Annotated in this window: 11 protein-coding genes; 5 read left to right on the top strand and 6 right to left on the bottom strand. The window is 57.2% G+C overall.

The window, feature by feature from the left end; translation table 11 throughout:
- Positions 1-84 precede the first annotated feature (84 nt).
- Positions 85-2,889, top strand: coding sequence for a transporter substrate-binding domain-containing protein (locus tag AAAX72_RS08340; protein ID WP_349129961.1), 2,805 nt, complete (start codon positions 85-87; stop codon positions 2,887-2,889).
- 42 nt (positions 2,890-2,931) lie between these two features.
- Complete coding sequence (locus AAAX72_RS08335; protein WP_055309987.1) at positions 2,932-3,411, top strand: pyridoxamine 5'-phosphate oxidase family protein; 480 nt, start codon at positions 2,932-2,934, stop codon at positions 3,409-3,411.
- 69 nt (positions 3,412-3,480) lie between these two features.
- Here AAAX72_RS08335 and AAAX72_RS08330 read toward each other — a convergent pair whose 3' ends face one another.
- The 4 genes from AAAX72_RS08330 to AAAX72_RS08315 form a co-directional block, all read right to left on the bottom strand.
- A complete protein-coding gene (locus AAAX72_RS08330; protein WP_349129959.1) occupies positions 3,481-5,673 on the bottom strand; it encodes a response regulator in 2,193 nt (730 codons plus the stop codon).
- Positions 5,670-6,539 (bottom strand): ABC transporter substrate-binding protein, encoded by an 870-nt coding sequence (locus AAAX72_RS08325; RefSeq protein WP_349129957.1) that lies wholly within the window; start codon positions 6,537-6,539, stop codon positions 5,670-5,672. The genes AAAX72_RS08330 and AAAX72_RS08325 overlap by 4 nt, the downstream gene beginning before the upstream one ends.
- A gap of 144 nt (positions 6,540-6,683) precedes the next feature.
- Positions 6,684-7,898, bottom strand: a complete 1,215-nt coding sequence (locus tag AAAX72_RS08320; protein WP_349129956.1) for an aminotransferase class I/II-fold pyridoxal phosphate-dependent enzyme — start codon at positions 7,896-7,898, stop codon at positions 6,684-6,686.
- A gap of 111 nt (positions 7,899-8,009) precedes the next feature.
- A complete protein-coding gene (locus AAAX72_RS08315) occupies positions 8,010-8,747 on the bottom strand; it encodes a TrmO family methyltransferase (protein ID WP_349129954.1) in 738 nt (245 codons plus the stop codon).
- A gap of 141 nt (positions 8,748-8,888) precedes the next feature.
- Here AAAX72_RS08315 and AAAX72_RS08310 point away from each other — a divergent pair, with 141 nt between their 5' ends.
- The 3 genes from AAAX72_RS08310 (at position 8,889) to AAAX72_RS08300 (ending at position 11,113) form a co-directional block, all read left to right on the top strand.
- Positions 8,889-9,716 (top strand): TipAS antibiotic-recognition domain-containing protein, encoded by an 828-nt coding sequence (locus AAAX72_RS08310; RefSeq protein WP_349129953.1) that lies wholly within the window; start codon positions 8,889-8,891, stop codon positions 9,714-9,716.
- Between the two features lie 51 nt (positions 9,717-9,767).
- Positions 9,768-10,013, top strand: a complete 246-nt coding sequence (locus AAAX72_RS08305) for a glutaredoxin (RefSeq protein ID WP_117763676.1) — start codon at positions 9,768-9,770, stop codon at positions 10,011-10,013.
- An 833-nt stretch (positions 10,014-10,846) separates the two neighbouring features.
- Positions 10,847-11,113: a ribbon-helix-helix protein, CopG family gene (locus tag AAAX72_RS08300; protein WP_148346585.1), complete on the top strand. Its 267-nt coding sequence runs from the start codon at positions 10,847-10,849 to the stop codon at positions 11,111-11,113.
- 151 nt (positions 11,114-11,264) lie between these two features.
- Here the strand turns inward: AAAX72_RS08300 and AAAX72_RS08295 are convergent, their stop codons facing one another.
- Together AAAX72_RS08295 and AAAX72_RS08290 are read right to left on the bottom strand one after the other, a co-directional pair.
- Positions 11,265-12,218 (bottom strand): tRNA-dihydrouridine synthase family protein, encoded by a 954-nt coding sequence (locus AAAX72_RS08295; RefSeq protein ID WP_349129950.1) that lies wholly within the window; start codon positions 12,216-12,218, stop codon positions 11,265-11,267.
- Between the two features lie 53 nt (positions 12,219-12,271).
- Positions 12,272-15,511 carry an ABC transporter ATP-binding protein/permease gene (locus tag AAAX72_RS08290; RefSeq protein ID WP_349129948.1) on the bottom strand — a complete coding sequence of 1,080 codons (3,240 nt, stop codon included), beginning with the start codon at positions 15,509-15,511 and terminating at the stop codon, positions 12,272-12,274.
- Positions 15,512-15,624 lie beyond the last annotated feature (113 nt).

The raw sequence follows: 15,624 nt of genomic DNA, 5'->3' as shown, positions 1-15,624 counted from the left end.
GGACCGTTTAGCGGTGCAGCTGCCGGCTGGGCAGGCTGAGCTGATATCCTTATGCGGTAATGTCTCGATTCGTTAGGATTGCATGTGAGAGCTGCCACCGTCCTTCGTTCAGTTATATATCGCACCCTGGCCGTCGCGCTTGCCGCGCTCGCCGTACTGAGCACCATCATGCCCGCCCCCGCCTATGCCGCCAATACCGATCAGCAAGTCAAGACGGTCCGCGTCGGCTGGCTCGTCAGCAACGAGGGCTTCCAGGACGGCACCCCCGGCGAGCGTCTCTCGGGATGGGGTTACGAGTACCTCCAGACCCTGTCGTACTACACGTCCGGCTGGCGGTACGAATACGTCTCCGGCACCTTCACCGAGCTTATGGACATGCTCGAGGCAGGCGAGATCGACCTCATGCCCAACATCTCCTACTCCGAGGAACGTGCCCAAAAGCTGCTCTTTTCCTCGAACCCCGAGGGCACCGAGCGCTACTACATCTACGCCAGGCCCGACCGTGACGACCTTGCAAAGGGTGACCCTCAAGCACTCCAGGGTCTCACTATCGGTTGCAACCCCGACGTCATGCAAACCTTCGTTGGCCAGCAATGGCTCGCCAGCGAAGGAATCGCCTGCACATACAAGGAGTATGACGGAGGGTCCGATCTCTTTGACGCGCTCGCAAACGACGAAGTCGATGCCGTCATCATGAACGACACAATCTCGTCGCCCAATGCCTCCCCCATGTTCTACATTGGTTCGAACGACTACTACTTTGCCGTTCCCAAAAGCCGCCCCGACCTGATGGACGACATCAATGCTGCCATGACGGCAATCGCCCGCGTCAACCCACGCTATAACGACGAAGTAAAATCTCACTACTCGACCCAAAACAGCGGCTCATCATCGCTCAACGGACCCGAACGTTCCTGGCTCAAAGCAAACAACAACACCATCACGCTCGGCTACATTACGGGCAAACTCCCCTACTGCAGCGAGAACGAAGACGGCGAAATGGAAGGCTCGCTCGCATCGCTTGCGACGACGCTACACGATAAATTTGGCATTACGGTCAAAACCGTCGCCTTTGATAGCTACAAGATGATGTCAAAGGCCCTGTCAAAGGAAAGCATAGACGTTGCGCTGCCGGTATACCGAGATTACTGGTTTGCCGAGCAAACAGGCGTTGTGCAGTCGGTATCGTTGGGAACCATATCCCTCACCGCTATCCACACCGGCAGCAACCTGAACAAAAACCTTCAGAACATCGCCTGTACCAAATCATCGTTTGTCAACAAAAATGCACTTGAAAGTCTGTTCCCCACAGCGACCGTAACCGAATACCAATCCGACGATGAAGCGTTCGACGCCCTCAGGAAGGGAACGGCGCACTGCATCGTCGCTCCCAGTTCACGCGTAAAAACCATCGGTGACCGTTACGATCTCGAGGACTGCGAGACGACCGAGCTCCCTGACACCTGTGAGCTCTCGTGCTGGATTTCGCGCGGAAAACCCGAGCTGTTGGGAATCATCAACAAGGGCATCATCAATGCCGGAGAATCGCTCTCCGCAAGCAATTTCTCCTCCACGTCGTACACGGCCCAGGAATCCAACACGCTTCAATTCCTTTATCGCAACCGCACCGCCATTGCAGCTACCCTCATCGGTATGTTGTCGGTCGGCATCGTCCTGCTCATCTGGGCGCTCGTGCGCGCTCGAACCGAGCGCAAAAAAGCCGATGCTGCCAACGCCGCTAAGACGGCATTCCTCACGCGCATGAGCCACGACATCCGTACGCCGCTCAACGGTATCCTGGGCCTTATCGAGATCGAGGAATTGAAGGAAGGCGATATGCAAGTCGCCCGCGAGAGCCGTGCCAAGGCGCGCGTTGCCGCCAATCACCTGCTCTCGCTGATCAACGACATCCTCGAGATGGGCAAAATCGAAGACCGCAAGCTAACACTGGAGCATGCGCCTTTTAACCTCAAAGAGCTCTGTGACGATACGCTAGTGCTGTGCAAGCTCCGCGCGTCCAGTAACGGCATCACAATGCAGGACAATAGTCTGCCGTACGCCACGGGGCCATACATGATCGGCAGTCCCACCCATATCCGACAGATCATGATCAACCTGTTAGACAACAGCATTAAGTACAACAAGCACGGCGGCTCCGTCACCTTTAGCTCAAAGACCAAGCCACTCGATAACGGGCGCGCGCTCTTTTGCTTTAGCGTTTCGGATACCGGCATTGGCATGGCTCCCGAGTTTTTAAAGCATATCTATGAGCCGTTTGCCCAAGAAGGTGACGATGCGCGCAGCAAGTTCCAAGGAACCGGCATGGGCATGCCAATCGTCAAGTCGCTTATTGAACTGATGGGCGGCACCATCGAAGTCACCAGCGAGCTCCATGTGGGCACCACGTTCTACGTGGAAATTCCGCTCGATATCGACAAGAACCCCCAGGCGCGGACGGATACGGTCGAGAAGGCGCTCGACTGCTCGCTTGCCAACATGAACGTGCTGCTCGCCGAAGACAACGAATTGAATGCCGAGATTGCCCAGGCGCTGCTAGAATCCGAGGGCGTCGTGGTCACCCGCGCCGTCAACGGCAACGAAGTCGTCGATCTGTACCTGTCTCATCCCGCCGGCAGCTTCGATGCGATCCTGATGGACATTATGATGCCGGACATGGACGGTTACGAGGCAACCCGCGCGATTCGTCTGAGCGAGAAGGTCGATGCAGCCGATATCCCCATCATCGCGCTCACCGCCAATGCCTTTGCCGAAGACGCCAAGGCGGCACACGACGCCGGCATGAACGCCCATCTGTCCAAACCGCTCGACTTTAACAAACTCAAAAACATACTCGCCCGCATCAAGAAAAACGGATCCGTTTCGCTATAGTTTGTGCTCAACCACCACGCACGACCAGAAAGGAAGCCAACGATGTTTAGGCCCTTACGTCGAAAGAAACGCGCCATCACCGACGAGGAGGCGCGCGAACTGCTCGCTACCTGCAAGCGCGGCGTCTTTGCCGTCAACGGCGACGACGGCTACCCGTACGCCATTCCCGTCAACTACTTCTTTGACGCCGAGCACGACAAGATCTATTTCCATGGCGCCAAAGCCGGCCACAAGGTCGACGCACTCAAGCGCGATGACAAGGTCTGCTTTACCGTATACGGCAACGAGTGGTACCAGGACGGCGACTGGGCCCCCTACGTTATGAGCACCGTCGTCTTTGGCCGTTGTCGCCTGGCGAATGACACCCCCGCGTTTATCGAGGATAAAGTCCGCCAGCTCGCGCTTAAGTACTACCCTTCTGCCGAGGAAGTCGAAGAGGAAATCGCCAAGGACATTAAGGGCGTCCAGCTCTACGAGATTACGATTGAGCATCTTTGCGGTAAGCAGATTCAAGAAAAGTAAGCCCCTCAGCAGGCCTCATCAATAACAATATGGCCCGGTTCCAACCCACCTTGGAACCGGGCCATATGCTTATGAAGCGTCGGCGGCTATGTGCGCTAGCGCCTCGACGAGCTCTTGCGAGCTCACAGGCTTGCTCAGGTGCGCGTTCATGCCCGCCTCGCGCGAAAGCCTGCGGTCGTCGGCAAAGGCGTTGGCACTCACGGCGATAATCGGCGTGGTCGCGGCATCCTCGCGATCGAGTGCTCGAATCTGACGCGTGGCCTCAAGGCCATCGATGCCAGGCATCATGATGTCCATCAACACCACGTCGTACTCGTGCGGTGCGCTCGCGGTAAACATCTCGACGGCAGACTCACCATCCTTAGCATGCGTCACGATGGCACCGGCACGGCTGAGCGTAAACTGCGCGATCTCGGCATTCAGATCGTTATCCTCTACGAGCAAAACGCGCAAGCCCTGGAGCGCATCGCCATCGCCCCCATCCACGCGAACTGCCTGAGGAATCTCGGAGCGTTTGCATTTCTCGAACGGCAGGCGGATGGTAAACGTCGTCCCCTGCCCCAAGACGCTCGTAAAACTCATGGTTCCGCTCATAAGCTCGACCAGCTGTTTTGCGATAGGCGCGCCCAGGCCAGTTCCCGATGAAGCACCTTCCACCTGTTGCTCCTCGCGGCAAAACGGCTCGTAGAGGTGCTGCTGGAACTCCTCGCTCATGCCAATACCGTTGTCGGCGATCGTGTATTCATAGACAGGGACGCCATCTACAGGCTCCACCTCGCGGCACACCAGGCGGACATAGCCGCCCTGGCGGTTGTACTTGACGGCATTGCCGGCAATATTGAGCAACAAACGCTTGAGGTGCGTCACGCTCACCCGCGCATAGGGATGATTAAGCGTCTGCTGGTCGGAGATAATTGTCACCAGACGCTCCTCGGCCTGGCGCTCCAGAATATCGCGCACTTCACAGTTGAGGGCCACCAAATTTATGGGTACGAGGTTCAGGTCGACCTGCCCGCTCTCCAGGCGACTCATATCGAGCGCCTCGTTGGCAAGGTCGAGCAGCAGTCCCGATGCCGTCCAGATCTTTGAGCGGCACTCAGTCTGCTTTTGCAGATCGTCCGCATTGGCATCGCCAACCTCGACCATGCCGCGAATGCCGTTGATGGGCGTGCGCAGATCGTGGCTCATGCGACGCAGAAACTCCGTCTTTGCCGAGTTGGCAGACGAGGCCTCACGCGCCGCCTTTGCCAGCTTGTCGCCATAGTCGCGCTCCTGCTGCAGCAAGTCCGTCAAACGTCGACGATCAGCGCGGCGACGCACCGTCACAACAACGGCTATAACACCGCCGTAGAGCACCAGCACGCCGGCGGCAACAGCCGCGGCGACCTCAAAGTAGCGCTGCGCCGAGGCATAGGTGTACACATAGAATTTGTGCGCTTTTCCAAATGTGCCCAAATACCACTCGCCGTCGGCGTTAACCAATCTGACCTTACCAGCCAGGCATCGATCCTTAATACCGTCGACAATGAAGACATCCGTCACAGGCAGATCGAACACGCCCAATACGGTGGGTTCAACGGCATTGGTCGCAACGACCTTGCCGTCGCTTTCGATCACGATATTGCCGCTATCGATGGTTTCATAGCCATCAAGCAAGCTCTGCAGTTTGAGTGTATTGCTTGCAACCGCCTTCGCGCTCTGATGCCTTACCGCGATAACGATGCCCTCGCCATCCTGCCGAGTCACGCAGCCAATGTCTGCGACCGAATCATCCGCAAGCGTGATGCGGGCGGTATAGGACTTAAGCGGATGAGTTGCCACCTCAAGCACGGGTGATTCCTTGAGATACGTAGCGAGCGACTCGTAGCCCACGCCATCCGTCGAGGACTCGGACACCAAATTGCCTGATGCGTCCGTCACGATCAGTGCACTCACGTTGAACTGGTCAGCATATTGCTCCAACATGGCGTTATCCACCGAACCGTCGCGCTCCATATCGCGCGCCGTCTCTCCTGCGATCTCCATAACGCGAATCAGGTTTTTGGTCGTATAGGCGCTATTGAATGCATCGTAGGAAAGGCTCTGCGTCGCCACGTAATCGACAACGTCGGCAAAGCGCTGCTCGGCTTGGGCCGTCATGTAACCGTAGCTCATCATGCCGGCAACAACCGAGAGCGCTATCCCCAGCAGAGCGACAAGGAGCCATACCCCTGCCGAACGATTGCCCCGCTCCTGAGCGGCGTGGTCGGGTGCATCGATCATGACAGGCCCTCCATATTCAAAAATGGCGAAGGGTCATCAAAGTACTTTGACACCAGACGTTCCATGGTGCCATCGGCAAGCATTTCCTGGTAGGCATGAGTGAGCTTAACGTCGATGCCGCGCGTATCGTTGATATCGAAAGCGGTGCCCAAACCAACCACTAGCAGCGGCTCATCCAGAATGCGATACGTCACACCATAGTCCTTTTCGTAGGTGAGCAGCGAGGACTCATGCGCGGCGATGGCGTCGACCAGGCCCTCGACAAGTGCCGGGTTCAGGTATGAGCGGTCCGAAAAACAATAGAGCTCTTTGATCTGCGGAACGTTTTCATTTGTACGATTGAGCAAAATGTCCTCGGGCTTGGTGGTGGACTGGACTGCCACGACCTTATCCTCAAGATCGGCAAGCGTGTAGATATCGCTCTGGGGATCGACCGCGACCACCTGGCGGCTCGCAAGGTACGGGCCGGCCCAACGATACTCGTTTTCGCGACCCGTCATGCTAAAGCTACCCATGACACAATCGAGCTCGCCGCTCGCCAGCAGCTCTTTCTTCTTTTCCCAATCGATCAGCTGGTACTTTGGCTTGTAACCAATGCGGGCCAAAGCCTCGGTTAGTATCTCGACATCCAGGCCAACGATATCGCCGTACTCATCGGTATACACAAACGGTGGATAGAGGTCGCTGCCAACGTTGAGCGTCTTAAGGCTGTCGTCTTTGGCCCGCGCGGCGTCCAGACCTTCTAATGCAGACGTCGAGGCTCTGTCATTCGACCCGGAACAGCCGGCTATCGCTACGACAAAGGCACACGCTACCGCAAGCGCGACAAACAACGATATGGACACCGAGCGGCGAGGTCTTTTCATCGAGCTCCAGAAGATCCTGTTTACAGACTAAAATGGTTAAAGATAATAGCAAACGAAACCACTCGAGCGTCCAATGGTTACAGACGTTTTACCATGCGGGGCCTTCCAGCCGGCTTGGCAGAAGGCCCCGCATGCAGCACACGCCTATCGTGCATTAAAAACGTAGCGGTCCAAGCGATCGCACGCTTCCCTTACGCGCGAAAGCGGCAGCGCCAGATTCACACGAATGTGGCAGGGTCCATGGAACGGGCGGCCGTCCTGATACCCCACGCCCACGCGCGCCCCCTCGTCGAGCAGCCACTGAATATCGCGGCCATGCTCGCGGCACCACTCGGCGCAGTCAATAAACACCATGTACGTGCCCTGCGGACGTGAAAACGCGACGCCCTTCCAGTGTTTTTCTGCATACGTGCAGAAGTACTCGATATTGCCGGCAAGCACCTGGTTGAGCTCGTCCACCCACTCGTAGCCCTGCGGCTGGTAGGCACCAATAAGCGCATGCATGGAGAGGACATTCATTTCGTTGTAGTGGGTCTTGTTGGACACGGCGCACATGCGGTCGCGCAGCGTCTCGTTGTAGATAATGTGGTAGCTGCCGACCAGACCCGCCAAGTTGAACGTCTTGCTCGGCGCATAGAGGGCAACCGTGCGCATGCGGGCATCCTCGCCCACCGACTGCGTCGGGATATGCTTGTGTCCCGGCAGGATGATATCGGACCAAATCTCGTCCGAGATCACCACGCAATCGTGCTGGCGATAGATGTCCATGGCGCGCTCGATCTCGTCACGCTCCCATACGCGGCCGCAGGGATTGTGCGGTGAGCAGAACACCGCGGCATGAATGTGGTTTTGGGTGAGTTTGCACTCCATGTCCTCAAAGTCCATGCGCCACACGCCCTGGTCGTCGAGCTTAAGCGGGCTGTGGACAATGCGATAGCCCGCGGCTTCGATAGACTTGGTAAAGCCGATGTAGGTGGGGCTATGGACCAGCACCGCATCGCCTGGCTGGACATACGCGCGCAGCGTCGACACGACACCGCCCAGCACGCCGTTTTCGTAGCCGATATGCTCAGGTGCCAGGCCCTCGACGCCATTACGGCGGCTCTGCCATTCGATGATGCGGTCGAAGTACTCGGGGCGCGGGTTAAAGTAGCCAAACATGGGGTGCTGGGCACGCTGAATGATGTGCTCCTGGACCGTGGGCACCGTGGCGAAGTTCATGTCGGCCACCCACATGGGAATGCGGTCGAAGCCCTCGTCGGGTGCATTCGGAGCCATACCGGGGATCTCACCCCAAGAGTCAACGGCGATGGAGTCCATGCCGTGGCGGTCGATGATTGAAGTGAAGTCGTATTTCATGCTGGACTCCCGTGCAAAGTGATTGTTTTGGTAGGCGTTATTGTCCACCAGCGTGGGCGGTTTTGGCGCGGAGTTTGGCGCTTAATTTGACGGGTGCGGACGAATGGCTGGTTAGTCTCGCGCGTCGGTGATGGCGACTACGGTTAGCTGGGTTTCATCGACCGTAAAAGATATGTCGAGTCCAGCGTAAGCCAAGTGGTAAATGCGGTTTGGCTCGTGCTTGCTGCCCGCACGGCGCGGATCTTGGCGAAGGACTTCGACCAAGCCGGAGAGTTTTGCGGGCGGGACCATATCCTGCAGCGCTTGCGGGAACTCGACGTCGAGCTCTTGCCACGGAGCATCCTCGATCCAGCCTCCGGTCGCATCCGGGTGACAGTCCGCGAACGGAATGTAGGGCTTAATGTCGTAGATGGGCGTGCCGTCGCGCAGATCGGCCCCCAGCACATGGATGATGGGGCCGTCGTCGGTAAGCTCGACGCGATCGAGCTTGACGCAGGTAAGCCCAATGGGATTAGGGCGAAACGGACTGCGCGTAGCAAACACGCCCACACGTTCGGCTCCACCCAGACGCGGCGGACGCACGGTTTTCGACCATTTTGCGTTGGCGCCGGACCTGTCCTGCGTTTTGGCATCGGCGGCTATGTCCTTAGCCGTGCCGCCGGGCGTACCGTTTTCGAAGCGCCACAGCAGCCATAGGTGAGAGAAGGAGTCCAGACCCTCAACCGCTGCATTGGAGGCAAATTCCGGCTCAAAAACGATGCGTCCCTGCAGATGGGGTGCCAAAAAGCTGTTGCGTGGAATGCCGAACTTCTGCGGCAGGTCGGTATGTATGTATGCAATAGGTTCCATGCCGGTCATTGTACGGCATGGAGGCGTGGGGCGTTGTGCGCAATTCTTCGCCGCGGTCCCCCGTCGTGCAACCAACGGTTGCTTGGAAGGGTGCCTGCCGCCGCGTATGCTTAAGCCATCAACCAGCAGAAAGGAGCCGCTATGGCCTTTGCAGAAAAGCTCATCGCTGTCCGTCGCGTCCATCACCTTACCCAGGAGCAGCTCGCCGCCAAGCTCTTCGTCACGCGCCAAGCCGTCAGCCGTTGGGAACGCGGCGAGGTCACACCGGGCATCGACATGATGAAGCTCATTGCCGCTGTGACCGGCGACCCCCTGTCTCACCTGCTCGAAATGCCCGAGCACTATTGCCAGAGCTGCGGCATGATACTCACGCCCGGCGACTGCGGCACCGATGCCACGGGCGCCACGACCGAACATTACTGCAAGTGGTGCTACGACCACGGCCAGTACACCTATGACACCACCATGGAGGCAATGATTGAGGATTGTGCCCCGCGCCTGGCACAAAACACTGGCATGTCGCTCGACGAAGCCGTCTCGCTCATGGGCGCCGTCCTGCCGCAACTGGAGCGCTGGCGCACCGTGCAGGAAAACGAGGCGCGCTACGGTGCCGAGGCGCGGGCGCGCTACGGCGATGAGGCTATCGATGCAGCAAACGAAGCGTTGCTGGACATGGACCCCGAGACATGGAACGACATGAAGGAACTTGAACGCGCTATTCTGGGCCAGCTCTCGATTGCCATGGGCATTGGCGACCCAGAGAGCAACGAGGCTCGTAAGCTTGTCGCGATGCATCGTCGCTGGATTGCTCTCAACTGGGGATGCGAGCCCCAAGACGAGGCGTACCTGGGCCTCGCCCACGGTTATCTTGCCGACCAGCGCTTTGTTGACTACTACGACAAGCCCTGCGCCACCGGAGCCACGGCGTTTCTGGTCCAGGCCATCGAGTCTTCGTTGACGCGCGCATAGACCGCGGCGGCTTTGGGTATTTCAATCAAAACCTCAACCGATTGGAGACCTATGGCTACTAATCACGAGCTCGCGCTGTACGTTATGACCGGCTGCCCGTATTGCTTAAAGGTCAAGCACTTTTTGGCCGATAACGGCGTGACCATTCCCGAGCGCAATATCTCGACCGATTCCGATGCCGAACAGACACTCATCGCCGTCGGCGGAAAACGCCAGGTTCCCTGCCTGTTCATCGACGGCAAACCACTCTACGAATCGAGCGACATCATCGCGTGGGTGCAGGAAAACCTGCTCTAGTACGCACGCTCTGTCCGTCCAGGGCCCCAACCCATACGACCCAAACATGTACACCAGCATCCAAAGTCGACATTTTTCGACATCTTTGGATGCTGGCGTACAGCTTTTTGGTAGTCATGGACGCTCTTGGCCGGCTAATTGTTTGAGGAGACCTTTGGATTATGGCTGTTTGACGCCTCTGGAAAGGTTTCCGAGAGGGCTGTGGTCAAAAAAGGGCAAATATGAGTACTGCTACCTGTTTAGTAGCAGCGATTTTGATCACTTCAGGAACTATTCAACGTTCCACTCGTCCGCAGACGACGTTATTTCTCCTCATATGTTCAATAAAAGTAGCTCTTAATGGGAACAAATCTCATCAGGAGCTACAATTTATAGCAAATAAATGCAGCCATAATGGCAACAGTACTCATATTTGCCCTTTTTTGACCACGACCCTCCAGAATAGTCGCTGAGAGCGACACTAAATGACAAAATCCGACACTTGAACGTTCTTATATGAGTAGCCATTGAAGGACACCTAACGACTACTCCCATTCGCGACACACTGTGTCGCGAATTAAGCTGACCCCATTACCGAAGACCAGTGAGAGCTCCTGCCCAGAATCTCAATAGCTTAATAAAGGGCTCCCCTCCGGAAGTTCAATGAGCATCCAAATTCCAAGCTGAAAAGCAAAGGAGTATCGAAGCCGTCAATGCTCATTTCCTATCGAACAGGCAGGTCAAAACAAGCTAATTAGCCCGATGAACTGCTTGTATTTTTGTCTACAAAATTGTATACAAAAAGAGAATCCGAGAACCGGCGCTCGACATTATGTCGATCGATAGGAGGCGCCATGGATGCTAAGCAGCTCGAAAAGATGATGGGGTTTGCTCCCGGAGAGTTGAAGAAAGCCGCGGAAGCCTACGAAAAAGATGAGTGGCCGAAAGGTCGCACCATCAAGTTGGGAAGGCCACCAATCTCCGATGAGCCGAGCGTCGTTATATCAGCACGTGTGGGCGAATCGATTCTTGAGGCGTTTGACGAAAAAGCCAAACGCCATGGGCAAACACGCACGGAGCGGCTCAGAGAGCTCATTACACTTGATGCACTGATTGCCTAGGCCCGCTCCCCCGTCGGACCCAAACATGTACACCAGCATCCAAAGTCGACATTTTTCGACATCTTTGGATGCTGGTGTACAGCTTTTTGCTACATAGTCGTTGGGGACGTCCTTAAATGACCAGTCGTTAAAGAACGCCCCCGATGACTAGTTAGCCGTGGAAGCGAGCTGTGGGTGCAAGCGGCTGTTCACGAAAGACGCGCTCGACGGCAGCGCGGTATTCGTCGACCTTTTTGGTCTTGCGTACGATCTTGTGGACGGTAGCGGGATCAGCGAAAGCGCACTTGGCGTAGAACCACCACTCCTTCATGCGGAAGACCGCATTGCCGCCAATCTCTTCTGCATATGCCGCAAACAGCGTGTCGTGGAAGCGCTGCAGCTCAGCAGCCGTTGCAGCAGGGCCGCCCTTGACCATGCGAGCCAGCGCGGGGTTCGCGAGCAGGCCACGCCCTAGCATTACATGGCGCGTGTCGGGATAGGCCTCCGCCAGCGCGTCCATATCCTCAAGATCGAAAATGTCGCCGTTATAGGCCACCGGAAACGGCGCACGCTCCAGCGTCTCGCCATAAAACTCTTTGCGCGGCGAGCCTGTATAACGGTCCTTCTGTACGCGCGGATGCACGATCAGCTCTGTTAGCGGCATGCGGCAATACAGATCGAGCACGCGCTCGTATTCGTCGTCATTCTCCAGCCCCAGCCTGGTCTTTACCGACACCGGCAACGGCGACCGCTCGCACACATCACTTAAGAACGCCTCGAGCTCGTCGAGATTGCGCAAGAAACCCGAGCCCTTGCCCTTGGCAACAACCGTACCCGAGGGGCAACCCAGGTTGAGATTGACCTCGCGGTAGCCCATGTCGGCGAGCACCTGTGCCGCCCACACAAACTCGTCCGCGTTCTTGGACATCAGCTGAGGCACTACGTTGAGCCCCTGGTTATTGGCAGGATCGATCTCCTTAAACGCCTTGCCGCCAAAGCGGTTTCCCACCCGCGGCGGCGGCAAAAACGGCGTGTAATAGCAATCGAGCGCACCGAAGCACTCCGCATGCACGCGACGGAACACATGCCCGGTAATCCCCTCCATAGGGGCCAACGATAGAATCATCTACTCTTCTCTCATATCAACGAACGTGACAAAGGGACTGTCCCTTTGTCACATTATTCGGAGCGCAGGGCTTCGACGGGGTCCTTCTTGGATGCGCTGCGGGCCGGCAGCAGGCCGGCAACGACCGTCAGCAACACAGAAATTGCAATGAGCACCAGCGCATCCCGCACGGGCAGACTCATTAGGTTGGGGACCTGTTTGACCGCAAGCGCCCAAGCATTGACCGGGAAGCTCACGGCCACCACGACGACAACAGCAAAGACGCCGGCAATGAGGCCCTCGATAAAGGTCTCGGCATTGAATACGTTGGCCACGTTACGCTTCGACGCGCCGATCGCACGCAGGATGCCAATCTCCTTTTTGCGTTCCAGCACGCTGATGTAGGTGATGATGCCGATCATGATGGAGCTCACCACCAGGCTGATACTCACGAATGCGATGAGCACCAAGCTGATGGTGTTCACGATGTCGGTCACCGAGCCCATGATGATGCCCATGTAGTCGGTGTATGAGATTGCCTGTTCATCGTGGCCAGAGGCTTTGACCTGCTTGTTGTACGCGTCGATGTGATCGAGCACGCGCTCCTTGGCCTCAAAGTCGCGCGGGAAAATCTTGACCGAGATGGGGTCTGCCTCGTCCGCATAGCCCAACGTGGTCAGATTGTTGTCGTAGGTGAGCTTCGACGCCTTGGCATAGCTCATCATGAGCGAGCTCAGGTCCTCGGCGTCCATGTTGAAATGGATAGCACGAGCAAAGGCACTCGCATCCACGCGCATGGCGCTCGCCAGGTTAGCAAAACTCGAAGACATCTGCGTCGCCATCTGGTCCATAAGCCCTGCCGCGCCCGCCTTGAGCTGGGATGATACCGTCGACGCTATCTGCTCGCTGATTGCCTTCATCACCTGATCCATAGCCTGCTGCAGATACGGAGCCAGCTGCTTTTGCACATAGTCGGTCATCGCCTGCTGCAGGCGCTCGGCCAGGGCATCGCCGCCGAGGGCCTTAAGCTGAGCCAGGCATTGCTGGGCTGCGGCATCATTCTCAAGATACGTCGAGAATGCGACAGAGAGCTTTGACGCGTCCTTAAGATCTTCGGGCGACAGCGCCCTAAACTGATCAGACTGCAAAAAGCTCTCAAACAGCTGGTTGGCTAGCGTTCCCACCTGCTGCATTTGCTCGGGCGTGAGTTCCAGACCGTCAAAGATACCCGAGAAATCTGGGGTTGGCGCTTTTGCCATGATGTCGCTGAAGTCGATGTCCTTGCCAACGCCCGAAAGGTCAATGTCCAGCCCCGACAGATCGATGCCAGAAAGGTCCATACTGCCGGCTGCACCCGAGAGCGCAGATGTATCGAACGAAAACGCGCTCTTGAGCGCTGCCTCGTCCACACTGAACATGCTACCCAGATCCACGCCTTGCTTGGCCTCGCCTTGCAGCTCGTCGAAGGTTTTGCCTGTAAAGACATCCGTCTCGGGGTGGTCGAGTTGCTCCTGCACAATCTGCGAATCGGCGGCGCGCTCCATAAGCTGGCGAGTCAGTGCATGCGTATAGGCAATACCCGGAGACAACGCGCTCGCGTTGGCGGTCTCGTTAGGTCGCACCACACCCACAATGTGCACGTCGATACCGTCGGCAACCTTGGCCGTCATAAAGTCGGCATCGTCAGACATGTCAGTCCACATGCCGGTCTCTTCGTTTTTGCGATAGGCATCGGCCGGCGACAGCACCTTAAACGTCGTGGACAGCGCATCGTCGTAGGTAAATTCGGTGCCGGTCTCGGGCGTTTCGACCCCACCGTCAGCCGTCATAGCGCTGTTTACCAGATCGTTGAGCTCATTGATATCCAGCGCGCCGATGCTGTAGAGCGTGTAGTCGCCCACCGTGCCACGACTCGAGAGCACCATTACGGCTTCGTTGGCGGACGTGGGCCAATGACCGGCGACGACATCGTACTGACTGTCGAGCAGGCTCTGGTCGTCGATCATCTCGTTAAAGACCGAGGTTCCCATGGATTCCATGCTCACCGTTGCCGCCGAGCTCGCGCCTCCGCTCATGGCCTCGGTCATGGCGTTGGGCACCAACCGGACAGGCTTCTCGTCGCCCTTACCCGCACGATAGACAACCGGCGATACACCGTAGCCGTACTGAATGGCGTTGACCTCTTTGTCGATGCCGTCGCCACCGGCATCGAGCCATGCCTTAAAGCTCGTCATGTCGTTGGACTTAACGCTCGCAAACATATCCTTTACGGCCGTAACCACGGGAATCTTATCGGTTTCGGCACTGTCGTCGGACGAATCCACGTTTTCAGGCGAGTCATCATCCGCAGCCCCCTGTCCGCCCATCATGGACGACAGGTCGTAGTCCTGCTTGGAGATGGTGAGCGGGTAGCTCGAGAGCGTGTCCTCCTCGACCTTTTTGATGTAGCCGTTTACGCCATTGGAGAGCGCCAGGATTGCCGCGATACCGATAATGCCAATCGAGCCCGCAAAGGCAGTCATGGCCGTACGGCCTTTCTTGGTCATGAGGTTTCGAGCAGAAAGCCCCAGCGCCGTCACAAAGCTCATCGAGGTTTTGCGCGTGGGCTTGGCCTCGCGACGCGCGGCCTTTACTACATCAAAGGGGTCGGAATCGTCGGTGATCTTGCCGTCCACCAGGTTGACAATGCGCGTGGCATATTGGTATGCCAGCTCGGGATTGTGCGTGACCATAATAACCAAGCGGTCGCGCGCCACGTCCTTGAGCAAATCCATGACCTGTACGGATGTCGTTGAATCCAAAGCGCCGGTCGGCTCGTCTGCCAGCACAATCTCGGGATCGTTGATCAGGGCGCGGGCAATGGCCACGCGCTGCATCTGTCCGCCCGAAAGCTGGCTCGGGCGCTTGTTCACGTGCTCGCCCAGGCCAACTTTCTCCAACGCCTCGCGCGCACGCTGGCGGCGCTCGGCATGCCCCACGCCCGTAAGCGTGAGCGCCAGCTCCACGTTTTCCAAAATGGTCTGATGCGGAATGAGGTTATAGCTCTGGAACACAAAGCCGATGCGGTTGTTGCGATAGGCATCCCAATCGCGATCGTGAAAATCCTTGGTCGAAATACCGTCGATCAGCAGGTCGCCGGAATCGAAATGATCGAGCCCACCGATAACGTTGAGCATCGTAGTTTTACCCGACCCCGAAGGTCCCAGAATGGCCACGAACTCGTTATTGCGAAAAGACAGGCTTACGCTGTCGAGCGCCACCTGCGTAAACGACTGCGTAACGTACCTTTTGCAAATACCTTTGAGCTCCAACATGGACGGCAACCTCTCCCACGCGGGCGCACTTGCCCGCTCTCCCCCGCCGTTCGTATTCGACGCGTTTGTCCTACTCTATCCCCATTTTTTGCCGGAGCCAGTGAGGAATGTAA

The organism is Collinsella sp. CLA-ER-H8 (genome assembly GCF_040092335.1).
Taxonomy (GTDB): Bacteria; Actinomycetota; Coriobacteriia; order Coriobacteriales; family Coriobacteriaceae; genus Collinsella.
Note: the sequence above shows the minus strand (reverse complement) of the source record. Positions and strands in the feature narration are given on the sequence as shown.